Origin of the sequence: Gelidibacter algens (assembly GCF_001678675.1) — a bacterium.
GTDB classification, from domain to species: domain Bacteria; phylum Bacteroidota; class Bacteroidia; order Flavobacteriales; family Flavobacteriaceae; genus Gelidibacter; species Gelidibacter algens.
In genome coordinates, this window is record NZ_LZRN01000003.1 from 23812 (window position 1) to 45804 (window position 21993).

The 21993-nt window shown below is 37.1% G+C and carries 22 protein-coding genes; 9 read left to right on the forward strand and 13 right to left on the reverse strand.

Translation table 11 applies throughout. The annotated features are described in order from the left end of the window. Window positions 1–21: 21 nt before the first annotated feature. The 5 genes from A9996_RS01945 to A9996_RS01965 all read right to left on the reverse strand — a co-directional run bounded on the left by A9996_RS01945 (window position 22) and on the right by A9996_RS01965 (window position 4622). Window positions 22–714: a DUF4369 domain-containing protein gene (locus A9996_RS01945; protein WP_066430516.1), complete on the reverse strand. Its 693-nt coding sequence runs from the start codon at window positions 712–714 to the stop codon at window positions 22–24. 100 nt (window positions 715–814) lie between these two features. After that, entirely contained in the window at window positions 815–2029 is a 1215-nt protein-coding gene (locus A9996_RS01950) for a DUF819 family protein (protein ID WP_066430306.1), read from the reverse strand. Window positions 2030–2057: 28 nt separating this feature from the next. Beyond that, window positions 2058–2525: a hypothetical protein gene (locus A9996_RS01955; RefSeq protein WP_066430308.1), complete on the reverse strand. Its 468-nt coding sequence runs from the start codon at window positions 2523–2525 to the stop codon at window positions 2058–2060. 213 nt (window positions 2526–2738) lie between these two features. Continuing rightward, on the reverse strand, window positions 2739–3659 hold the full coding sequence (locus tag A9996_RS01960; RefSeq protein ID WP_066430312.1) for an alpha/beta hydrolase: 921 nt from the start codon (window positions 3657–3659) through the stop codon (window positions 2739–2741). Between the two features lie 366 nt (window positions 3660–4025). Beyond that, window positions 4026–4622, reverse strand: coding sequence for an alpha-ketoglutarate-dependent dioxygenase AlkB family protein (locus A9996_RS01965; RefSeq protein WP_066430314.1), 597 nt, complete (start codon window positions 4620–4622; stop codon window positions 4026–4028). A gap of 30 nt (window positions 4623–4652) precedes the next feature. Here A9996_RS01965 and A9996_RS01970 point away from each other — a divergent pair, with 30 nt between their 5' ends. Further along, window positions 4653–5336, forward strand: coding sequence for a M15 family metallopeptidase (locus A9996_RS01970; protein ID WP_083993815.1), 684 nt, complete (start codon window positions 4653–4655; stop codon window positions 5334–5336). 14 nt (window positions 5337–5350) lie between these two features. Here the strand turns inward: A9996_RS01970 and A9996_RS01975 are convergent, their stop codons facing one another. The 4 genes from A9996_RS01975 to A9996_RS01990 all read right to left on the reverse strand — a co-directional run bounded on the left by A9996_RS01975 (window position 5351) and on the right by A9996_RS01990 (window position 9157). Further along, a complete protein-coding gene (locus A9996_RS01975) occupies window positions 5351–7222 on the reverse strand; it encodes a M1 family metallopeptidase (protein ID WP_066430316.1) in 1872 nt (623 codons plus the stop codon). A 49-nt stretch (window positions 7223–7271) separates the two neighbouring features. Then, window positions 7272–7631, reverse strand: coding sequence for a DoxX family protein (locus A9996_RS01980; RefSeq protein WP_066430318.1), 360 nt, complete (start codon window positions 7629–7631; stop codon window positions 7272–7274). Window positions 7632–7636: 5 nt separating this feature from the next. Next, a complete protein-coding gene (locus tag A9996_RS01985) occupies window positions 7637–8620 on the reverse strand; it encodes a hypothetical protein (protein WP_066430319.1) in 984 nt (327 codons plus the stop codon). Between the two features lie 192 nt (window positions 8621–8812). After that, window positions 8813–9157, reverse strand: a complete 345-nt coding sequence (locus A9996_RS01990) for a DUF6249 domain-containing protein (RefSeq protein WP_066430320.1) — start codon at window positions 9155–9157, stop codon at window positions 8813–8815. A gap of 322 nt (window positions 9158–9479) precedes the next feature. On the opposite strand from A9996_RS01990, the gene A9996_RS01995 reads away from it, so the two are divergent. Next, window positions 9480–10070, forward strand: a complete 591-nt coding sequence (locus A9996_RS01995) for an RNA polymerase sigma factor (protein ID WP_066430321.1) — start codon at window positions 9480–9482, stop codon at window positions 10068–10070. Then, window positions 10051–10464: a hypothetical protein gene (locus A9996_RS02000; protein ID WP_066430322.1), complete on the forward strand. Its 414-nt coding sequence runs from the start codon at window positions 10051–10053 to the stop codon at window positions 10462–10464. The genes A9996_RS01995 and A9996_RS02000 overlap by 20 nt, the downstream gene beginning before the upstream one ends. On the opposite strand, the gene A9996_RS02005 is transcribed toward A9996_RS02000, so the two are convergent. Continuing rightward, window positions 10461–10787 (reverse strand): DMT family transporter, encoded by a 327-nt coding sequence (locus A9996_RS02005; protein ID WP_066430323.1) that lies wholly within the window; start codon window positions 10785–10787, stop codon window positions 10461–10463. The genes A9996_RS02000 and A9996_RS02005 overlap by 4 nt on opposite strands. 27 nt (window positions 10788–10814) lie before the next feature. Then, on the reverse strand, window positions 10815–11717 hold the full coding sequence (locus tag A9996_RS02010) for an IS1595-like element ISGal1 family transposase (RefSeq protein WP_066430526.1): 903 nt from the start codon (window positions 11715–11717) through the stop codon (window positions 10815–10817). Window positions 11718–12537: 820 nt separating this feature from the next. Here A9996_RS02010 and A9996_RS02015 point away from each other — a divergent pair. Continuing rightward, on the forward strand, window positions 12538–14169 hold the full coding sequence (locus tag A9996_RS02015; protein WP_066430324.1) for a glycoside hydrolase family 10-like protein: 1632 nt from the start codon (window positions 12538–12540) through the stop codon (window positions 14167–14169). Between the two features lie 313 nt (window positions 14170–14482). Here A9996_RS02015 and A9996_RS02020 read toward each other — a convergent pair whose 3' ends face one another. Beyond that, window positions 14483–15424: an N-acetylmuramoyl-L-alanine amidase gene (locus tag A9996_RS02020; RefSeq protein WP_066430325.1), complete on the reverse strand. Its 942-nt coding sequence runs from the start codon at window positions 15422–15424 to the stop codon at window positions 14483–14485. Window positions 15425–15493: 69 nt separating this feature from the next. Continuing rightward, entirely contained in the window at window positions 15494–16243 is a 750-nt protein-coding gene (locus tag A9996_RS02025; RefSeq protein WP_066430327.1) for a DeoR/GlpR family DNA-binding transcription regulator, read from the reverse strand. A gap of 157 nt (window positions 16244–16400) precedes the next feature. Here A9996_RS02025 and A9996_RS02030 point away from each other — a divergent pair, with 157 nt between their 5' ends. The 5 genes from A9996_RS02030 (at window position 16401) to A9996_RS02045 (ending at window position 21956) form a co-directional block, all read left to right on the forward strand. After that, entirely contained in the window at window positions 16401–17510 is a 1110-nt protein-coding gene (locus A9996_RS02030) for an acyltransferase family protein (protein ID WP_066430528.1), read from the forward strand. Between the two features lie 436 nt (window positions 17511–17946). Continuing rightward, window positions 17947–18366: a sodium:solute symporter family transporter gene (locus tag A9996_RS20910; RefSeq protein WP_346210580.1), complete on the forward strand. Its 420-nt coding sequence runs from the start codon at window positions 17947–17949 to the stop codon at window positions 18364–18366. Next, window positions 18317–19429 (forward strand): sodium:solute symporter family transporter, encoded by a 1113-nt coding sequence (locus tag A9996_RS02035; protein WP_346210581.1) that lies wholly within the window; start codon window positions 18317–18319, stop codon window positions 19427–19429. The genes A9996_RS20910 and A9996_RS02035 overlap by 50 nt, the downstream gene beginning before the upstream one ends. A gap of 20 nt (window positions 19430–19449) precedes the next feature. Beyond that, window positions 19450–20271, forward strand: coding sequence for an N-acetylmuramic acid 6-phosphate etherase (gene murQ / locus A9996_RS02040; RefSeq protein ID WP_066430329.1), 822 nt, complete (start codon window positions 19450–19452; stop codon window positions 20269–20271). Beyond that, window positions 20268–21956, forward strand: coding sequence for a glycoside hydrolase family 3 protein (locus A9996_RS02045; protein WP_066430332.1), 1689 nt, complete (start codon window positions 20268–20270; stop codon window positions 21954–21956). The genes murQ and A9996_RS02045 overlap by 4 nt, the downstream gene beginning before the upstream one ends. Window positions 21957–21993 lie beyond the last annotated feature (37 nt).

Consider the following 21993-nt stretch of genomic DNA (forward strand, 5'->3'; position numbering starts at 1 on the left):
CACTAACCTCAAATAAAACGCTTATTGTTTTTTTCGTTGTGCAATAAGATCTTGTAAGGCCTTCCCGTATTTGGAAGATTTGATTTCTGGAGTCAACGCGTTATTGATGGTATCCAAATATCTCAAATTGGCATCAGGAATTTCTGATACTGCCAAATAAGGTGCCACCTCACTATCTTTATTGTTGATTGCGAAATTGATGGTATATAAGTATTTTCTGATGATCAAATTATTGTATTCCTTTAAGCTCGACGCCATTAAAATGGAATCCTGACTTCTTTGGGCTTCCAGGTTATTTTTGATAAGATCAAGGTTTTTGTCTTTAAACTTGGACATCATCATTTGGTATTCTTCTAATTTGTCATGTTGCACAGAGCCTTTGATCTTGGCATCCATAAAGAAATTTTTAAGGGTGGTGTTGATTTCTGTAACGCCTTTATCGGCAAAGAAAGGGATGATGCCACTATCTTGACCATTTTTATCGAGCTTTAAATAAAGTACTTCCGGACCTTCCAAATACGTGTGAAGCTCAAATTGCGATTCGCCATTTATTATTAGGGAATCAATCGATATGAGCAACGTGTCGTCAATCTTTTGGAGATACACGGTGCCTTTTTTCAAGTCTTTGATAGACCCTTTAAGTGTAAAATTTGAATTGTCTTTAGCACAAGACGAAACAATAAGTAAACTGATGATAAACGCAAATCTTTTCATTGAAATTTGGGGTTTGATTTTTTGAGATTTGAACACCTCGTGGGCTATGGCCTGAGGTAGTTTTTTCGTGGGCAAATATCTTATTAAATTCCTTTAAAAACTAACCTACAGCAACTATTCTCATGAGTTCTGCACACAAAAGTGCACCATAAGTTCCCACCACATAACCAAACACCGCTAAAAGTGCACCAACCGTTGCCAATGAAGGGTGGAAGGCTGCTGCTACAACAGGTGCAGAAGCTGCGCCACCTACGTTGGCCTGACTTCCAACAGCCAAGAAAAAATAAGGTGCTTTAATAAGTTTGGCAATAAGAATAAGAAGTCCTGCGTGAATAGCCATCCATACCAAGCCTATTAAAATAAGGCCTGGATTTTCGAATATTTTACCTAAATCCATTTTCATTCCAATGGTAGCTACTAGAATATAGATAAAGACACTACCAATTTTACTGGCACCAGCGCCTTCATAATTTTTAGCTTTAGTAAACGAGAGAAGAATACCAATTAAAGTTGCAATTGAAATCAACCAAAAGAATTGGCTTCCAAATGATGACAATGCACTTCTCGGATTGCTCACTGCTTCAAAATTGTCAGAGAGGTAGGTTGAAATAACATCAGCACCAAAATGGGCTATACCGACCGCAGCAAAGGCAAACATTAAAATGATGAGCAAATCTGACAATGATGGAATACGGATAGTTTTTTCACTAAAGTTTTGTACTTTTTGTTGCAATTCATTAATTGCCGTGTTATCTGCTTTTAACCAATTATCTATTTTTTCACGTTTTCCAATCCCTAGTAAAAGCACAGCCAACCAAATATTGGCCACTACAATATCCACTAAAACCATACCTCCATAGAGTTCTTGGTTAAAGCCATAAATTTCTAACATTGCTGCTTGATTGGCACCGCCACCAATCCAACTTCCCGCCAAAGTGGCCAATCCTCTCCAAACAGCATCAAAACCAGCACCACCAACAGTTTCAGGAGAAAATGTTGAGATGATCAAAATGGCAATTGGTCCACCAATAATAATCCCGATGGTTCCTGTAAAAAACATGACCAAGGCTTTCCAGCCTAAGTTGAAAACAGCCTTTAGGTCAATACTAATGGTCAATAACACCAAAGACGCTGGCAAGAGGTAGCGACTCGCAATGTAATATGTTTCTGAAACCTCTGCAGAGATCAAACCAAGGGAGTTGAAAATAGCAGGAATCATGTAGCACATCAACAATCCGGGTATGTATTTATAAAATTTTGGCCAAAACCCTTGTTTTATAGATTCTGTATAAAAAACAAAACCAAGGGCCAGCATTAGCAATCCAAAAACAATAGCATCATTCTTAAAAAGTAACAAATTGATTGACTGTTGATGGCTTTACTTTTTCCGTTACGGAAAGCACTTTTTCAGTATTATAGAAATCACTTTGAGTGATCGTTATTAGATTTTTATCTAAAAAACGATCGGAAGCACCCATTTTTAAATCGAATATTTTTTCCTTTTTTACTATGGCAATAGGAGATTCGCTGGTATAGTCAATAGTATAGATAGAGCCATCTGATGAAAATTTTAAAGTTCCTTTTGAGAATTTTTTGTTTAGGATGACTTGGTTGATTACTAATGAAGGGTCAAGCGTTGAAAGTTTGATCTTAAAACTGTTGAAGGTAATGGAATCAATAGTTATAGGAACATCAAAATTTTCGGAATAGTTCTCATTTGCTTTATCAACAATCAAGGTTTGGGCCTTGACCGTGGTGGTAGATAAGATCATTAAACCAAAAAGCAGTAGGATTTTATAAAATGGACGCATAATGAGTGTGTTTGAGCCGCAAAATAAGGATAATTATTATGACGACAAACTTAAATATGGCACGGAATTTGAAAAGCTTATGTTGTAAATAATTATGCTCTACATTAACAAAAAAGGAGTAGTTAACCTTTAGAGACGTTAATATTACATTTTGGTTGGTTAGTTAGTAAAAAGGCACCTTGAAAAAGGTGCTTTTTTTGGTCCATTAAGGATCTATCTTTTTATAAACTCAACAATATCCTGAACCAAAGTTTCTGAAATTTTTCCACTTTGATCGTTGTAAGATTTTGCGTTCTCTTGGTCATCACCTGAAATAATAAACAAGACATGGTTCATGTTGTCAATAAGTTTTAGCTCTGATTGTTCTGAAGCGTCGTGCAATAGTTCAGCTTCAGCAATATTAACCTGTAGATCTTTGGTACCATTGATGAGTAAAATAGGAATGTCTAACTTTGTGATGACCGCGGCGGGATCGTGTATCATCCAGCTCATCATAAACTCTTGTACGCTGCTGTCAAATATTGAAGCGAGGGCGGGAGGGTAATCGGTGGTTGTTTGGCCAGATTTTAAAACTTCAAAGGCGCGTTTGGTGTCTTCAAAAAACATAGGTGCTGTTTTTTGAACCTGGTCTATAATAACCGCATCAATAGATTGTCCTGCCCCTGCCAATGAAATGAAGCCATCCACGTTTTGCTGAGCAGCAAGCATTCCAATTAAACTACCTTGACTGTGACCAATGATATAGAGGTGTTCAAATTTCTGTTCTGTCTTAAAATATTGTACGACGTCAATTGCGTCTGAAACAAAATCATCAAATTTTATATTTGGGTCAACAGCATTCGTTTTAATCTGTTTTACGATACGCTTGTCATATCTAAAAGTTGCAATACCGTTTTGGGCAAGTTGTTGCGCCAGTTTTTTGAGATTGTTTGTTTTCATGAAATTCTGATTGCCATCTCTATCTGTTGGTCCGGAGCCACCAATAATAATAGCAAGTTGGTCTGAGCCTGAGTTTGGAACAATTAAACTGCCATCAATCCATTTTGAAACGCTGAGGTATGTTTCCGAATACGTACTGTCTTGACAAAATGCTAGCGTAGAAACGAGGCTGAAAAAAAGAAATAAGTTTTTCATAGATTCAATTTTAGAACAACTAAGATACATCAGGTCATTCAATTTATATAATTAACGTCATAATATCAAAAAACTGATAGGGGCTATCTGTAATATTTCGACATTATGATATTGCTTTTCATCGATTAAATGCAACTTTTAATCTTATTTTGTTAAATTTATATGTATTTCGTCGATTTTTTATGTATTTGAACAGAGCGTATGGATTATAGTTATATATTTGAAGTGTACTGGAATTTCGGTTTTAGTACAATGGATTAATTAATTAATATTTGCATATGTTGTTGACTTAGTAACCCTAAATCTACCAATATATTAAACGCAAATTAGGAGAACCGAGGTTGAGGGACCTCGGTTCTTTCTATTTTATAAAGTTCTAAATGTGAGGTTGATACGTGCCTCCACTCTTTTTTTTGTTTTCGGAATTTGGTGCAACCAAAAGTGTTGCATTTCTCCCCTCATGATCAGTAAACTACCGTGTTCTAAATTGAGTTTATAGTGCTCTTCCTTAATAGTGCGGTGTTTAAAGTGAAATGTTCTAGAAGCACCAAAACTCAAAGAGGCAATCACCGGATTTTCCCCCAATTCCTTTTCATTATCGGCGTGCCAACCATTGCTATCAGCTCCTGTTCTATAATAGTTGAGTAATACGGTTGTAAATTGATGTTGGCATACCGCTTCAATATCTGTTTTAATTTGCCCAAGCTCAGCAGTCAATTTATTGGGCGTCATGGTGATATTGGAGTATGAATAAGGTTTTTCATTGGTAGCAAATAAGGCCGTTAAACGTGGCTGTGCGTAGACTTTGCCAAAAATCTTAATGTCGTCCTGTTGCCACGGAACCCTACTTATTAAGTGTTCAAAATAACCATCTGCTTTTTGCGGATCGTAAAAATCGGGAATGTAAATGACCTCTGCATTGGGAAGGTGGAGATGTCTTTTTTCAGCAGAAAATAAGTCCATAGTTTAAATTTTATCTAAATTAGCACAACTATGTGGAAAAACAAAGGATTGCTTTTAGTACTGATTATTCTGGGTTTTGCATTTACAAAATCGCCATCAGGACAACTACCAGAAGGATTTGTATATGTTAAGGATCATATTCCTGATTTGGATGTAGAATTGCGTTATTATACAGATCATAACTTTGTGGGCATGCCTATTAACGGGTATCATTCCAATAAATTAATCTTGACGTTAGATGCCACGGAAGCATTGAAACAAGTCCAGGATGCGCTCCGGTACCAAAATTTATGCCTGAAAGTCTATGATGGATACAGGCCGCAGCGCGCTGTAGATCACTTTGTTTCTTGGGCTAAAGATTTGGGAGATACGATTAATAAACATGAGTTTTATCCGGAAGTTGAAAAGCAATCTTTATTCAGCGAAGGCTATATCGCTTCTAAATCTGGACATAGCAGAGGCAGCACGATCGATTTGACCATTACTGATGGCAGTACTGGTGAACCTTTGGATATGGGCGGAGCTTATGATTTTTTTGGTGAACAATCCTGGTTGGATTATACGCATATCTCAGAAGTCCAGCAAAAAAATAGAGATGTGTTGCAAACGGTGATGTTAGAACATAACTTTAGAAATTATCCCAAAGAATGGTGGCATTTTACCTTAAGATGGGAGCCTTTTCCTGATACCTATTTTGATTTTCCTATAGAGTAAAGAGTGCTAGAGTTTTATTCAACTTCTTTCGTAGGCTCAAATCCCAATAAATCATCAATCGTTTTTGCAGTAACAGAATGATAATTTGGACGTGATTTCTCATAAATTTTCAGAGCCTCTTCCATCCTGTTATTTCTTTTGAAAGCTTTAAAAATAGTTTCCACATACCAGCGACGGCCCACAGAAATCAAAAAGTCCTCAATTTTTGAATCTATATTTTTGCCGTGATAGTCATGGTTTAAAGCCTGCTCATACCACACCATCTGAATATAGGAATTTGTTGAATTGGTCAAATTTAAGGCCGTATCCAGATCTTTCATTTGGTCGGCAGTCATTGTTTTAGGGAAATTTCTGATGAAATGCACCCACTCTTGAGAGGTCCAATCTTTAGTAGTCTCTTTATCAATTTTTCCGGTAAGGATAAAATCTTGCAGCGTTAATTCAACATTTTTAAATTTGTCAGAGGAGATGACGGCTTGATTTTTGGGAACTCCGGGTTGATTGATCCATTCTTCGGTATTAAATGTTACCTTATTTTTTTCTAGCAGATTGGTGTTGAGGTAGGTCACAAATTTTTCGGTAGTCATGCTTGAAAATGCATGTTCTTTAAAATACTGTTTCAAAAATGCGTCAAATTTTTCACGACCCACAGCTTCCTCCAAAGTTCTTAAAAAGAGATAGCCTTTATCATAAGCAATACTGTTCATGCCATCATCCGGATTTTTTCCTTTTAAGTCTAATTTAAGTTTGGTGTCATTTGGTGTCTCCTTTAAATTTTCCAGTTCATCATCCAAATCCTGACGACTCATCAAAGCCAGCATATCTGCGCGTTCCTTCCCATAAAGCGCTTCCATGATACGCATTTCAAAATAGACCGTAAAACCTTCATTGAGCCAAAAGTCATTCCAAGTGGCATTGGTCACTAAATTTCCAGACCAAGAATGAGCCAATTCATGCGCCACCAAAGAGGTTAAGCTTTTATCTCCAGCAATAACCGTTGGTGTGGCAAAGGTTAATCGTGGGTTCTCCATGCCACCAAACGGAAAACTTGGAGGGAGCACGATCACATCAAATTGCTCCCAAGCATAAGGTCCATAAAGATCTTCAGCGGCCGATACCATTTTTTCCATGTCTGAAAATTCCTCCTGCACTTTGTTCAGCATTGATTTTTCAGCATACACGCCAGTGCGCTCACTGATGGCTTTATATTCAAAATCACCAACGGCCAGTGCAATAAGGTAAGCTGGAATGGCTTGTTCCATTTGAAAGTGATATAACCCGCTTTCATTTTTCTCCTTCGGATTTTCAGCACTCATAACTGCCATCAGCCCTTTTGGAACCTGGACATTGGCTTCGTAGGAGATCCGTATTTGTGGACTATCTTGAATGGGAATCCACGTTCTTGTCAAAATAGCTTGGCCTTGAGTGAATAAGAATGGATTGGTTTTATCAGCGGTTTGTTGTGGTTTTAACCATTGTAGTGCTTCTGTATCTTTTGTAGTTTTATAGGTGATTTCAATCTGTTTGGTGTTTTTTTCTATGGTGATGGTTAATGGTTGTCCCAACTGTTTGTCATTAACGCCCAATGAGAAATCAGTTTCTTTACCATTAGCGGTCACAGATTCAATTTCTAGATATTTTGAATCTAATATTATTTGTGTGCTGTTGTTGTTTTCAATGTCATAGGTGGCCTTACCACTAATGATTTCGGTTTCAAAATCGACAGTAATATCCAGCTTCAGATGTTTGATGAACGCATTGTTTGGTTTGGCATATGAGTGTGGCTCCTCCACATAGCTATAAACTACAATTTGCTCTTCTTTAGTTTGGGCACAGCTTGTCATTATTAGGAGTACGAGATAAAATATGGCTTTTGGCGTTTTCATGTCAATTTATACAATTAAGTTTTCGAAGATACTGTAATAACAAATGAGATTAAAATTGCAAATACCAATAGGCCCAATACATCAACCCAAATTGCAGGGGAATCCGCAAGAGCAAGACCCACTGCGGAATCCCGGCACCCGCTTTTTTACTGGAAAGCATATAAAAATGGACCAATAAAAACACAGCAAGCATGGCAATAAGACCTGATATGGCTAGGTCTTTTGTGGAAGGAAAACACAAACCAATGCCTAACATAATTTCAACTATCCCACTTAGGGTGACTAAGAGCTTAGGATTGGGAAGATATCTTGGCATGATGCGTAAATAAGCTTTGGGTTTTATAAAATGCATCAATCCGGCAAAAGTGTAAATTGTTGCCATTAGGTAAAGGTGCCATGGGTATATCATAAAATTTAATCTTTATAGACATTAAAGGTTAATCCAATGCCGTAATTATTGAGTCCTGTTTGTAATAATGTGGATTGAAAACTGCTGCCTTTTTCAAATTTGGTCCATTTGTTTTCATTGACAAAAACACGTTTGATGTAGGTTTTATTTTCTGAAATTTGATTTGTAAAAGGGAGAAGTGGTCTAAAATTAGTTGGAATTTTAATCACACTGCCATCTCTAGAGGTGATTTCCTTATATTTTTTGTTGGTGAGTAGTTTGCCGTTATCATCAGTATAACCTAAAACTTGCAGGGATACAAAGACACCCGTTTTTGGATAATAAATATCTTCATCCGAAACATCGAGAATAAATTCGTCACCATCTTTTTCTGTTGCTCTAAAAACAATGGTTCGATACACTAGTTCTTTCCCGGGATAGCCACCGTTATTGTTGTAAAATTTCACCTTAAACAATGTCGAAAAAGGTTTCTTGTCAGCATTTGAGCGTTTTCTTTTTTCCCAATCCTTAGATTCTAAAGTAATGGGAAAGTGCACTTTGGTGATCTTTTTTAAACCTTCATCAGGATTGCTGAAATAAACAGCAATTTCAGATTCAATAGTAGGCAGCCAGCAATGGTAATAATCATCATCTAAATAAGGTTTGATCGCTTCTTCCTTGAATTTACGATCCATATTTGAAGTGATCAACACTTCATCCAAGGCATTAACCTCAGTGTCCATCATGATAATTTTAGGTAGGTTTAGGGTAGCTATTTTTAGATCCTTATAACCTAAAGCAGAGATATAGAGCGTGTCAATGTCTGGATACAGTTTTTTTGTAAAGACAAACTCACCTTCATCATTTGCAAACAAACCATTGCCATTGTTAAAAGAAACGGTTGCATAAGACACGGGATAATCTGACTGTGCGTCTTTTATAGTGGTTTGAGAAAATCCGAAGTTCACACAACATAATAGAAAGTAAGTAGGAATAGATTTGAAATTCATGGGCGTTTGTGTTCTCAATCAGCTGTTTGTCTTTTTTGAAAGCAGTAGAGCTTAGTCAAACAAGACTAAATATAAATTTTTTAATAGAAAGTTTTCTCAAAATAAGACTTTAAAGATACATTTATTAATAAAAAAACGGCTAACAAAATAGTTAACCGTTTAATTGAAGGCCGTATTTGAAATTTATATTTGTTATTTGTCCAAGTTTTTGGTCATATTGAAACCAATAAAAAGACCTAGTCCAGCCATTAAAAAAATACAGGCAGGATAAATGGCATCACTGTCTAAAGTTGTAAATGTCTCTAGTGATGATGCTACAAAAATCCCTATGCCAATTCCCATTAAAAGCAATGCCAAATTAAGTATAAGGACTTTCCAGATAGGCGCCGTGGTTTGTTTGCCTCTCATGAAGATACTAGCGTCAGCACCCTTTTCAATAAGTGCTAAACGTTCTTTATTGCGTGTTGAAAAGTAAAGATAGAAAATACCGAAAATAGCGGCAATAAAAAGGGGCATGATGATGAATTCTGATCCCATAGTTGTTCGTTTTTAATTGATTAATTTTAATTTATTTATTACCTATGACGATGGATTTGGAGTTTAGGTTACACAAAACGAATTTTTTATTAGTAACTAAGGTGTTTAAGAACTGAATTAGTCTTAGACCTATTTGAGTGTCTATGAATGTTAAGCCAGATCAGGTATGGAGTTATTGGCATTCTACATATAATACATTAATCATTGGATATTTTAGAAAGCCATAACTACGCTCATCGGTTGGTATAAAATTGCAACTGATTGTATTTTATTTTCGAAAAAAGATGTAACCTAAATCTATCTTTATTCGTCTTACACCGTAATGACTACTAACGACGATCAATTTTATATAACCAAGATTTTGAATGGTGATGCCAATGCATTTTCCGTTTTGGTTGACAATTATAAAAATTTGGTGTTTACTTTAACGTTGAGAATGCTCAAAAATAGGGAAGAAGCAGAAGAAGCTGCCCAGGACACCTTTATAAAGATTTATAAGTCCCTGAAGAGTTTTAAAGGAGATTCCAAGTTTTCCACCTATGTATATAAAGTGGCATATAACACGTGTCTGGATAGCATTAAAAAGAATAAAAAATACCTTAAGGACGTCGCAATCGATGAACTTACGGAACATCATGTCAAAACGATTGATAATGCATTAAATGATTTGACCGAGGCAGAGTACCAACAGTCTATTAAAAAGTGCATCGACTTACTGCCAGAAATGGATGGCTTTTTGTTGACTTTATTTTACTTTGAAGAGTTGTCTTTAGATGAAATAGCCGCCGTGGTGAATTTAGAAGCAAATAACATTAAAGTGAAGCTTTTTAGAAGCCGAAAAAAATTAATGACCATTTTAAAAGAACGATTAGAACCAGAAATAATAGCCAATTATGAAAGAGAACGCAGATGAATTTTTGGAAAATCTTGTAAAAAAAACGATGAAATCATCTCCTTTGGAAGCCCCTCCAAGTGATTTTACAAGTAATATTATGGCGCGTATCAATGTTAAAAGTACTACAACGGTTTATCAACCATTGATTTCAAAAATGGGATGGATGCTAATTCTTACTACTGGGATAGCTTACGTGGTCTACTTATATGTAATTTCGGCGGGCGAACCTAATGATTGGTTTAAAGCTGTTGATTTTAGTACGGTTTCAAACAACGAGATTATGAACTTTTTTTCTGAATTAAAATTGGCGCGTATCACCACATATGCAATGGTGGTTTGCGGATTGATGCTCTGTGCGCAAGTTCCCATCTTAAAATATTTTATAACCAAAAGACAGCAAGGCTCCTATTAGTTGGATACAAATTTTAACCCCACAACAGAAAGGATAAGAGTAGCCAAAAAGAAGACCCGCCAGAAATCAGCGGCTTCCTTGAAGACAAAAATACCAACAAGCACGGTTCCGACCGCTCCAATGCCTGTCCAAACCGCATAGGCAGTACCAATAGGCAATGTTTGTGTGGCTTTTATCAAAAGCAACATGCTGATGGTTAAGCATACCATAAAGCCAATATACCACCATGTTGCTGTCGTTCCAGTAGCGTGTTTTGCTTTCCCCAAACAGGCGGCAAACCCTACTTCAAACAACCCCGCAATGATCAAAATGATCCAATTCATAAATTATATACTTTATTCTTTATTGAGTTACACACTTACGTGCTGTTTTATTACTTGTTGATATATCGGTTTTTTGGCGACCATTCTTTCAATGGTTTTGTGAAAAATGGTTTCTTTGAACTGTGACCTGTTTATCCTAAAACAGAACTCATCGAAATATCTCTGTACATGCCATTTGCTTACATGTGTTGGAATTGCCCTCAACCAAGATTTCAGCTGCATTATAACAATATGCATTTCCTTGAAGTTCTTGCCGCCTGCACTGTATTTCTGTTCAATATTATAGTCTTTCATCAACGGTGCATACCCTCGCCATTTATCTGTTACCACTTTGGCGGTCGTACTGATATGCTCTTCGAAGATTGGCGTCAGGGATCTCGCTGAATAATCCTCGATCGATCTTACGTAGACCCTTTTGATTTTGTGCTTTTTGTCTAGCTCCACCGCTATCACTGCCTTTTTCTTCTTGGAGTCATAGCTCCGGCCCTGTTTGCCCTCTTCTTTTCCACCAACCGTGAATTCATCCACATGGACAATTTCCGACAATGGATATTGCTGGCTGCTCTGCATGGCTATCCTCACCTTCTGCATAAAATACCAGGCAGTTCCCTGTCGGACATCGAAGCGCTTCCCCATCTGGACACTTGACACGCTCTTCGTGCTGGTGGCCATCTCGAACACGATGCAGAATGCCTTATGGAGCCCGAACTTAACTTTGTGGAACAATGTATTTGCCGTGGAGCTCTCCACATGCTGACAGTTATAACATTGATAGGTGTATCCCGCTTTTGCACATCCTTTGGTGTGTCCACATTTCATACATTTAAAACCATCCTGCCATTTTATTTTAGCCAAATAAGCCTTGCAGGAATCATCATCCGGCAATTCTTTTACAAAGTTCAGTATATTTTGACCCTTAAACACATCCATAATCATTATATTTATTGGGCGCAAGATACAGAACTTAAATGATTAACTCAATCAAATTTTTTTATTATCCCTTAGTTTCTCATGAAAATCCCACTTTGTGCTACATATGTACCACATAACCTCTGCAAACCCCTATAAACGCTGACTTTTAAAATACTGCATCGGCAAATGAGTAAAATAACCATCCCAAAAAGCTTGGTGTAATTTTATTGACTCCAAACTTATTTCGGATCTGTTACTCATTACAGCTTTCTAAAATGCAATCTGTAATTTGTGAAAAATTGCCTATTTCAAACTACACAACGACTGTGATATCTACCCCTAAAAAGAGAACGAGGGTGATTTTCAGCATATTTACCCTCGTTAATAGAACGAAAGAATTCATTACTCGTGTTTAAAATGCTATAATTTGATAGAAATATAACCTACAACAGGCTTCCTCTACTGCCACCAAAGGCAAGTATAGAAACAACAAAGGTATTGCGTAAAACAATCGAAGCAAGTAGGGCATTGGCACGACTGAATGATATGCTAACTAATTTGTCTAATCCTACCTTATTTTTTGGACATCATCTACTTGCAAGCAGCAAGTGCGCGTTCTGCAATAGAGAATATTAGAACTTTATAATTGATACATATCCATAGTTGCAGATAAAAAGTATGATAATCTTGCTACCAAAGATGTTAGAAGCTATAAAGAAGCTTTGGAATGGTTTGCGAGCTATAAAAAGAGGCACATGTTGTGTCTCTTTTTTTTTAAAGATATAGTTGGTTATTGGATTTAAAATCTAAAATTTGTTTACTAATTATCATTACGTATATGTCGCTAAAAATTAAATCGGTTTTGTTAGTATTGCTCTGTACAGCAGCACTCTATTCTTGTAAATCCACAAAACCAGTACTATCAAAACCTAACCCTCCAAAAAAGGAGGTGCGACAGGTTATAAAGAAGCCTGAACCTATAAGTCCTGAAATTAAAAAAGAAGTTGAAGTAGAGGTAAAGACCCCAGCGGTTCAACCGTTTAAGACGAGCCCCTATGTCATGCGAGAATTCCGTGCCGCATGGATTGCCACCGTAGGCAATATCAACTGGCCAAGTAAGATTGGTTTATCTACACAACAACAGCAGGATGAGGCCATAAAATTGTTGGACTTTTTAAAAGCTCATAATTACAATGCGGTAATTTTTCAAGCAAGACCTCAGGCTGATGCTTTATATGAAAGTAATTTGGAGCCCTGGTCTTTCTTTTTGTCGGGAGAGGTAGGGCAAGCGCCAGAGCCTTATTATGATCCGCTTAATTTTTGGATAAACGCAGCACATGATAGAGGTCTGGAATTGCACGTATGGTTAAATCCGTATCGAGCGCATCATACTATGGGCGGAGAAGTATCACCAAAATCTATTGTGAAGAAAAACCCAGAACTCATGGCGAGTTTAATGAATGGCATGTGGTGGATGGATCCTTCCAAAAAAGCAACACAAGACCATTCTTCAGCTGTAGTTATGGATATCGTGAAGCGCTATGATGTGGATGGAATCCATTTTGACGATTATTTTTATCCGTATGCTTCATATAATAATGGACAGGATTTTCCAGATTCAGAAAGTTACCAGGCCTATTTAAAAGCAGGAGGGAAGCTTGCTAAACCAGATTGGAGAAGAGCCGCAGTAAATGGATTTGTAAAACGCATTTATGAAGAAATTAAAGCTGAAAAGCCAGAAGTTAAATTTGGCATTAGTCCTTTTGGGATCTGGAGACCTGGTTATCCAGCATCAATTTCAGGTATGGACCAGTACAATGAGTTGTATGCAGATGCTAAGCTTTGGCTGAATAAAGGTTGGATCGATTATTTTACTCCTCAACTATATTGGAAAATCAATCAAACTGCCCAAAGTTTCCCTGTATTATTGGGATGGTGGGAAAGTGAAAACACACAGAAGCGCCACTTGTGGCCAGGTCTTAGGATAGATTATGGTGGAGACGACGCCAATAAAGATGAAACCGTCAATCAAATCATGTTAACCCGTGGGATGGTTCCAGAAAGTAAGGGTACCGTGCATTGGAGTATAAGTCCGTTGTTGAAATATCCAAAGCTTTCTAAGGCCTTAATAGACGGTCCATATAAAAAGCAGGCCCTAGTTCCTGCAAGTCCGTGGCTGGATAAATTATTGCCTGAAGCGCCTTTAGTGTCAACAAAAATTGATGGCAACAAAGTGATTGTTTCTTGGGATCATCCGGCATTAGATGAGGTTTATAATTGGGTGGTGTTCTACAACTATGAAAACGGATGGGATTACAAGATTTTAGACAGAACAAAAAATGCAATAGCATTATCCCTCAATCTAGAAGTAAACGAGAAAAAGAATCCGTTAACGGTTATAGGTGTTACCGCCGTAGACAAAACCGGAAATCAGAGTAGCTTCAACGAAATCAGGATTGGGGCTAAATAGTCGAAAGATTTTAGCACAAAAAATCCACTATTGATTTTTGACATGATAGCTGGGTATTTTTTTTATTTGATTTCTATGTTATAGTTAAGTAGTGACCTATTAAACTATTATTTAGTTTCATAAACCCAATGGTAACAAAGGCTTTTACTAGTTTTTAAAAATGAAAATTAGCTTTTTCGAAATAATGTCATGGAGATAGGGCAGGCAATTGTCCTTCCGCAGTACGTCTCCTTATCTATTAATTACCATCAAGTCTTTGTACTTGATTCTGTTAGCGCAGCGGTCTTGATTCTTTGCCGGACAACAGCGTGTCCTATAAATACTTCTTATAGAGATTGTTCAGCACTTTCAAATCATAATCTGTGAGGGTAGAATTTACCTCAGTTTGAATAAAATGCAGTTTGAAAGCTTTGATGGCCGCAGGCATGTCACTGACGTCATACCCAATAATCTTAAGAGCAACCTTTGGGGAAACATCTAAGAGTGGAGCTACATATAGGGTCTGTATAATGTCTACAATAACAGAGTCGTTGACCTCTATTTTTATTTCTTGAGGCATTTCGGTGTTCTTAATGCTGTCAATTTCAAAAAACGGAAAGTCTTCATCAGGGATGTCGTCATACCATAATCCGTAACCTTCTTTTGCCAATGCTTTCCATGGAAACGTTTTGTTGGGATCATTTTTTCTGGTGGGCGCAATATCAGAATGCCCAATAAAATTAGCGGTCGGAATCTTATACTTCTCTTTCAGATCTTTCAATAATTCCATCAGACTCGCAATCTGTAGTGGCGAAAAACCGTCAATGCCATTATTGTCCAGTTCTATACCAATAGATGAGGAATTTAAATCTGTATTGGAGCCCCATTGACCACTTCCGCCATGCCAAGCACGATAAAGATCATTAAGCATCTGGTAGATCTCTCCATTTTCACCAATGACATAATGCGAACTTACCTGGGTTCTTTCTAAAGTAAATGTTTTGAGCGTTTGTCCAACAGAGTCTTGCGCGGTATGATGAATAACCACAATATTGGGCTTTCTAAGGTTGAAATTAGTGGTGCCCACCCAATGTTCAGCATAGTTTAGAGTATTTGCTATTCCGCGCTTAGGAGGCGGTATCTCTTTTAATTCTTGAGTAAGTGCTCTGCTCTGTTTTTTATAAACTCTATTGGTGGGCGCGTAGGGGTTGCGCGCGCATGACACGATGAGGCATGCTATAAAGATTATCGCAATAACTGAAGGTATTTTTTTCATGGATGTGATATTTTAAATTTTTCCAGCGTACAAAGACATCGATAGCTTCATAATCTGCCTGCCTCACGCCTATACCAAATTTAACCCAGCATCTTTGTAATTTTTTAGGTTGGGATCTTCAGGGTCATAATCAGTTACAACGGTACCAATTTCCTTGAAACTGCAAACATCGTAGTTAAGTATGGAGTTCAATTTGTTGGAAGTTGTTAAATAAACCGTGTGCTGTGAGGCATTGATCATCGCTTTTTTAATTAGGGAAACTTCATATCCTTCATCAGTGATGCCGTGATCAACGCTTAAGGCGCTCACGCCGATAAAGCAGATATTCGCCCTAATATTTGATAAATATTGAATAACATCAATACCAGTAGTCACCATGGAGCTCCTGTGGATTTTACCGCCAATAAAAATAGTTTCAATTAACGAATGCTCGGTTAGTTGCATGGCTATCGGTAAACTATAAGTATAGATCGTTGCTTTTAAATTTTTGGGCAACAATTTGGCGAGCATCAAATTGGTGGTTCCTCCACTCATAATGATCACCATGCCATCCTCTATTAAGGTGATGGCTTTTAAAGCTATGCGCACTTTGTTTTCCCTGTTGTAAATAACATCTTCATTATAATGATATAGTTTTTGAATGGTTGAAATAGCACCGCCATGTACTTTGGCCAATAAAGCCTGGTCATCCAATTCCTTTATATCTCTTCTTATGGTGTCTTCAGAAACGTTAAGTTTTTCAGATAAATAACTCGAACTGACTTTTCTGTTGATGCTCACTTCGTCAATTATTTTTTTCTGACGCTCTTTTTTCTTCATATCAATTTAATTTTCCCAACTGACTTAAAATCTGAATGCAATATTTGTTTAAATATATGCAAAATTCTGCATGTTTAATATTTCAATGTCGCATAATCAGACAAATTATTATACATTTGAAGAAGATTGTTTTAAATCTCGGCTAAAATATGAAATTATGGATACTTCAAAGAGATTAATTTCGTTGGATGTTTTAAGAGGTTTGACCATAGCGTTGATGATTCTAGTCAATACACCTGGCAGCTGGAGTTATATTTATGCACCACTGAAACATGCGGCATGGCACGGCTGCACTCCAACAGACTTAGTGTTCCCTTTCTTTCTTTTTATTGTTGGACTCTCCGTATATTTTTCCTTTAAAAAAAATAGTGGTGAATCGTCACAAAAAATAGTGATCAAAATCCTTAAGCGGACGTTAATTATATTTTTAATAGGTTTTTGTCTGAATTTATATCCGTTTTTTAATTTTTCGGAAGTGCGAGTTATGGGCGTTCTACAAAGAATAGCTTTAGCCTACGGCGCCGGTGCCTTGCTGTGTTTCATATTTAAAGGGTACAGGTTGTTGATCGTGCTGGCAGCTATCTTATTAGGATACTGGGCGTTGCTATTTTATGGGGCCCATTCTGATCCTTATTCTTTGGAGCAGAACCTGGTAAGACGTTTTGACTTGTTTCTTTTTGGTGAGCATCACATCTACAAAGGATTTGGGATTCCTTTTGACCCAGAGGGCTTGCTGTCTTCCATCCCTGCAATTGGAACCGTGATTATTGGGTATCTCATTGGCCAGGTGATGAGCACCGAAAACTCCATTGTATTAAAAATTAGAAAATTGTTGCTTTATGGTGTATTGATGGTTGTATTGGGCAGCATCTGGGCACTCGTCTTCCCTATTAACAAGCCTTTATGGACGAGTTCTTATGTGCTTTTTACGGCAGGTTTGGGGACTCTATTTTTGGCTGTTCTGATTTTTATCATCGATTATAAAAAGTATGCAGTGTGGTCAAAACCATTTGTCCATTTCGGATCGAATCCGTTGTTCATTTTTGTGTTTTCCGGCTTGTATGCAAAAACAATCAGCTATCTGATCAAAATTCCAGTTGAGGGAAATCTAGATAAAATTTCTTTATATAAGTATCTCTTTGTTAAGGGATTCGCTCCTATATTTGGTAACATGAATGGTTCCTTGCTGTTCGCTATAAGTCATATCATTATGTTTTGGCTGCTATGCTATGTGCTGTATAAGAAAAAAATCTTTATAAAAATATAGACGATGAAGCACGTGTCGGTCAATTCATTCTGCATTTTCTAAGTATTAGCCTTAAGAATGCAATATATTGCAAAAAAGTGCGTCTTTTATAAACGATAACTAAAACCAACAATCTCAACGCTATGAAAAATTATAGATCGATCAAAATACAAGCCGTGGCGTGTTGGCCAATTCTTGTTAAGGGCCTTTTATCATTAGCTTGGCGATGATTTTGAATGGCTGTAACTACAATATGAATAGGGGCATTCTACATATTTCTCTAGAAATGTGGGATACCTTTGAGGACTTTAAAACGTTTAAGTTACAGCTTGAAGCTATTAAAATCTACTAAAGAATTTTTGATCAATTATAGTTCCATGGATTGACTAGTGGCGTTATATTTGAAAAATATAAAAAAAACCAGATCGAAAGATTTACATAAAACCTAACTACACAAATGAGTGCTACTTTAATTCTAATAATCATAGCCATCTATTTTGGAATATTGATGCTGATCTCACACATCGTTTCCAAAAATTCAAGTGAAGAATCCTATTATACTGGTGATAGAAAATCCCCATGGCAAATTGTTGCCTTCGGGATGATTGGTGCCGTGTTATCAGGGGTCACTTTCGTATCTATCCCTGGCATGGTCAGTAATAATTATTTTTACTATTTACAGTTCGTTTTTGGAAATATTGTAGGGTACGTTTTTATAACTTATGTTCTTGTTCCTATTTATTATGATTTAAAATTGGTTTCAATTTACAATTATCTAGAAACCCGTTTTGGTATCAAAACATATAAAACCGGTTCTATGTTTTTTCTTGATTTCACAATCCTTTGGCGCTGCTTTAAGACTGCTGCTCGCTGCTAAAATTTTACAATATGCCGTTTTTGATGCGTTCCAAATTCCGTTTTTTGCTACGGTTATTATTATACTGGCACTCATTTGGCTATACACACATAAATCAGGTATTAAAACCATTGTCTGGACAGATACTTTGCAGACGTTCTTTTTGCTCTTGGCCGTTATGGTTTCTATATATGTGGTAAAGGATTCTTTGAGTTTTAGTGTTTCAGAAACCATTACCTCAGTCACCAATCATGAGTATTTCAAAATTTTTGATTGGGATTTTAATTCTGGGAACAACTTCTTTAAACAATTTATTTCAGGAATTCTAATTGCAGTGGCAATGATTGGCCTAGATCAAAATATGATGCAAAAAACCTTGACCTGCAAGAGTAAAAAAGAAGCTCAGAAAAACATCCTAACGTTTAGTGTTTTTTTGGCAGTTGCCCAATTTTTGTTTTTAGGTTTGGGAGTCATGCTTTATTTATATGCTGAAAAATTTGGTATTCAACTGGATATGGAAAATGGAAATTTTATCAACACAGATAATTTATTCCCAATGCTTTCTTTAAACCATTTCGGTATCATTGCAGGAATCAGCTTTATTTTAGGGATAACGGCAGCATCTTTTTCAAGTGCGGATTCTGCCTTAACTGCCTTAACTACCTCGTTTACATATGATTTTTTAAACATTCAATCAAAAACTTCGAAGGAAAAAGTAAAATTAAAAAATCGTACCTTATTTGGGTTTTCAGCATTCATTTTTCTGATTATCATGCTTTTTTCAGAAAGTAAGGGCGACGTGATTTCAACCATATTCAAAGTGGCGGGATACACGTACGGACCGTTGTTGGGTTTGTTTCTATTAGGTATTTTCACCAAAATAAAAATTTATGACAGCGCTGTTCCGTACATCTGTATTTTAACGCCCTTAGTTACTTATATTTTAAATTACTCTTTTATTAATTGGTATAACTTTGATTTCGGATTCATGAATATCTTTGTGAACGCGTTGCTTACCATAATTTGTCTTTTACTTGTTAAAAAGAAAGATACTGCTCTTAATCCTAACACTATTTCAAAATAGCCAATAAAAATTTTAATCGTATGAAACATAAATTGACTACCGAACAAGCCTCAGATTATAATGATTTAGAAAAAATGGACACTTTAGAGCTGCTGTCAAATATGAATACCGAAGATAAATCGGTGCCTCTAGCCATTGAAAAAGCCATTCCTCAAATTGAAAAATTAATAGAAGCCCTATATTCTAAAATGAAAGATGGTGGACGGCTGTTTTATATAGGTGCAGGAACCAGTGGCCGTTTGGGAGTGTTGGATGCGTCAGAATGTCCACCAACTTATGGGGTACCAGACACTTTAGTGGTTGGGATTATTGCAGGAGGCGATACCGCACTTAGAAAGGCGGTTGAAAATGCCGAAGATAATACCGAACTGGCCTGGGAAGATTTAAAAAAACATAACATTACCAAAAATGACGTTCTTATTGGGATTGCGGCTTCTGGGACCACGCCCTATGTGATTGGTGGCGTTAAGGAAGCAAGGAAACAAGGGATTATAACCGGTTGCATTACGTGTAACAAGAACTCGCCATTGTCATTGGTAGTTGATCATCCCATAGAATTGGTCGTGGGGCCTGAATTTGTTACCGGAAGCACCAGAATGAAAGCGGGAACCGCCCAAAAACTAGCCTTGAATATGATTTCAACCACGGTTATGATTAAACTGGGAAGGGTAAGAGGCAATAAAATGGTAGACATGCAACTGTCAAACAAAAAGTTGGTCACGAGAGGCGTTCAAATGATCATGAACGAAACCCACGTGGATGAAGCTATGGCCGAAAAACTCCTAATGGAGCACAAAAGCATCCGAAAGGCTATTGACACTTATAATTCGAATAAGAAATGAAAAAAAGTTTAACGCTAATCATTATTGTGATTCTTACCCTAGGATCTTGTGCCAAAATTACAACCAAGCGCCCCATTCCAGTGGATGAGCGAACGGTATGGGTTGATAGTATTTACAACACCATGTCGCTCAACGAAAAAGTTGGACAGTTGTTTATGGTAAGTACATATTCCAACCGGGATGCTGCCCATTCAGATTCCATTCAAAATCTTATCAAGGAATTTCACATAGGAGGCCTTATATTTTTTCAAGGCGGACCTATGCGTCAAGCACAGCAAACCAATCAGTACCATTCCATTTCCAAAATCCCTTTGTTTATAGGGGTGGATGGCGAATGGGGACTGAACATGAGGTTGGATAGCACTGCAAGATATCCGTATAATATGACGCTTGGTGCCATTAGTGATAATGAGATCATTGAAAACATCGGAAAACAAATTGGTGAAGATTGCAACCGCATGGGCATCCATATCAATTTTGCGCCTGTTGTGGATATCAATACAAATTCCAAAAATCCTGTCATTGGGGTCCGCTCTTATGGGGAGGATAAAGTGAACGTTACGGAAAAAGCATGGGCATTTACAGAAGGCCTGCAAAGTACAGGGGTTTTAGCTTGTGCAAAACACTTTCCGGGACATGGAGACACAGATTCAGATTCGCACAAAACACTGCCAACGGTTTCATTTTCAAAAGAAAGAATTGACTCGGTAGAACTCTATCCTTATAAAGAACTCTTCCGCAAAGGGATTGCAGGTGTTATGGTGGCGCATTTAAACGTGCCCAATTTAGAAAGTCAGGAAGGTCTACCGTCGTCGCTGTCTTACAAAATAGTGACAGAACTCCTTAAAGAAAAATTAGGCTATGATGGCCTCATTTTTACAGATGCTTTAAATATGAAAGGTGCCTCAAATTATGGACAACCTGGCGATATTGATTTGGCAGCATTCAAGGCTGGTAATGACGTGCTTCTTTTTACTGAAGATGCCCCCAGAGCCATTTCAAAAATTATGGAATCTTATGATAAAAATGATGTTACAGAGGCACGTTTGTCACATTCTGTAAAGAAAATCCTTATGGCAAAATTTGATGCGGGCCTAAACGACTATAAACCTATTGAAACGGAAAATCTTTTGGAGGACCTAAATAAAAATGAGAATGCTGTTTTGTATAAGGAGGCCATTCAGAATGCCATAACGGTCATTCAAAATCTTGATTCCCAATTGCCTTTAAATAAAAATACGAAAGAAAAGTTGGCTTTTTTGAAGTTGGGGGATGGTTCTGCTGATCCATTTTTGAAGGCTCTGCAATTGAGAGGTGCGATTACTGATATTTCCAATCTTTCAAAAGAAAAACTTATCAAAGAGCTAAAACAATACGATCGGATTATTATAGGCTATCATCGTAAAAATAGTCGGATCACGAACGCCATTTCAGAGGAGGATAAAAAAATCATTGAAACCATCGCAAAAGACAATAAAACGATACTGACTGTATTTGCAAGCCAATATAGTTTGAAGGAAACCGATTTAAAAAGCCTTGAAAGCATCATCATTTCCTATGAAAATACGGACGTTGCAAACAGAATTTCTGCTGAAATCATTTTTGGTGAAGTAGAAGCGAAGGGCACCTTACCCGCTTCAATTTCAAAAAGCTATCCAGTGCATTTTGGGGTTTTGAAACCCTAATATTGACGCTGTAAAAGATGAGAGGATAGTTCAAAAA

Bases quoted from the DNA above. Each gene is read 5' to 3' on its own strand.
- A9996_RS01945 (WP_066430516.1), bottom strand. From the start codon at position 714: ATGAAAAGATTTGCGTTTATCATCAGTTTACTTATTGTTTCGTCTTGT.
- A9996_RS01950 (WP_066430306.1), bottom strand. From the start codon at position 2,029: ATGCTGGCCCTTGGTTTTGTTTTTTATACAGAATCTATAAAACAAGGG.
- A9996_RS01955 (WP_066430308.1), bottom strand. From the start codon at position 2,525: ATGCGTCCATTTTATAAAATCCTACTGCTTTTTGGTTTAATGATCTTA.
- A9996_RS01960 (WP_066430312.1), bottom strand. From the start codon at position 3,659: ATGAAAAACTTATTTCTTTTTTTCAGCCTCGTTTCTACGCTAGCATTT.
- A9996_RS01965 (WP_066430314.1), bottom strand. From the start codon at position 4,622: ATGGACTTATTTTCTGCTGAAAAAAGACATCTCCACCTTCCCAATGCA.
- A9996_RS01970 (WP_083993815.1), top strand. From the start codon at position 4,653: ATGTGGAAAAACAAAGGATTGCTTTTAGTACTGATTATTCTGGGTTTT.
- A9996_RS01975 (WP_066430316.1), bottom strand. From the start codon at position 7,222: ATGAAAACGCCAAAAGCCATATTTTATCTCGTACTCCTAATAATGACA.
- A9996_RS01980 (WP_066430318.1), bottom strand. From the start codon at position 7,631: ATGATATACCCATGGCACCTTTACCTAATGGCAACAATTTACACTTTT.
- A9996_RS01985 (WP_066430319.1), bottom strand. From the start codon at position 8,620: ATGAATTTCAAATCTATTCCTACTTACTTTCTATTATGTTGTGTGAAC.
- A9996_RS01990 (WP_066430320.1), bottom strand. From the start codon at position 9,157: ATGGGATCAGAATTCATCATCATGCCCCTTTTTATTGCCGCTATTTTC.
- A9996_RS01995 (WP_066430321.1), top strand. From the start codon at position 9,480: ATGACTACTAACGACGATCAATTTTATATAACCAAGATTTTGAATGGT.
- A9996_RS02000 (WP_066430322.1), top strand. From the start codon at position 10,051: ATGAAAGAGAACGCAGATGAATTTTTGGAAAATCTTGTAAAAAAAACG.
- A9996_RS02005 (WP_066430323.1), bottom strand. From the start codon at position 10,787: ATGAATTGGATCATTTTGATCATTGCGGGGTTGTTTGAAGTAGGGTTT.
- A9996_RS02010 (WP_066430526.1), bottom strand. From the start codon at position 11,717: ATGGATGTGTTTAAGGGTCAAAATATACTGAACTTTGTAAAAGAATTG.
- A9996_RS02015 (WP_066430324.1), top strand. From the start codon at position 12,538: ATGTCGCTAAAAATTAAATCGGTTTTGTTAGTATTGCTCTGTACAGCA.
- A9996_RS02020 (WP_066430325.1), bottom strand. From the start codon at position 15,424: ATGAAAAAAATACCTTCAGTTATTGCGATAATCTTTATAGCATGCCTC.
- A9996_RS02025 (WP_066430327.1), bottom strand. From the start codon at position 16,243: ATGAAGAAAAAAGAGCGTCAGAAAAAAATAATTGACGAAGTGAGCATC.
- A9996_RS02030 (WP_066430528.1), top strand. From the start codon at position 16,401: ATGGATACTTCAAAGAGATTAATTTCGTTGGATGTTTTAAGAGGTTTG.
- A9996_RS20910 (WP_346210580.1), top strand. From the start codon at position 17,947: ATGAGTGCTACTTTAATTCTAATAATCATAGCCATCTATTTTGGAATA.
- murQ (WP_066430329.1), top strand. From the start codon at position 19,450: ATGAAACATAAATTGACTACCGAACAAGCCTCAGATTATAATGATTTA.
- A9996_RS02045 (WP_066430332.1), top strand. From the start codon at position 20,268: ATGAAAAAAAGTTTAACGCTAATCATTATTGTGATTCTTACCCTAGGA.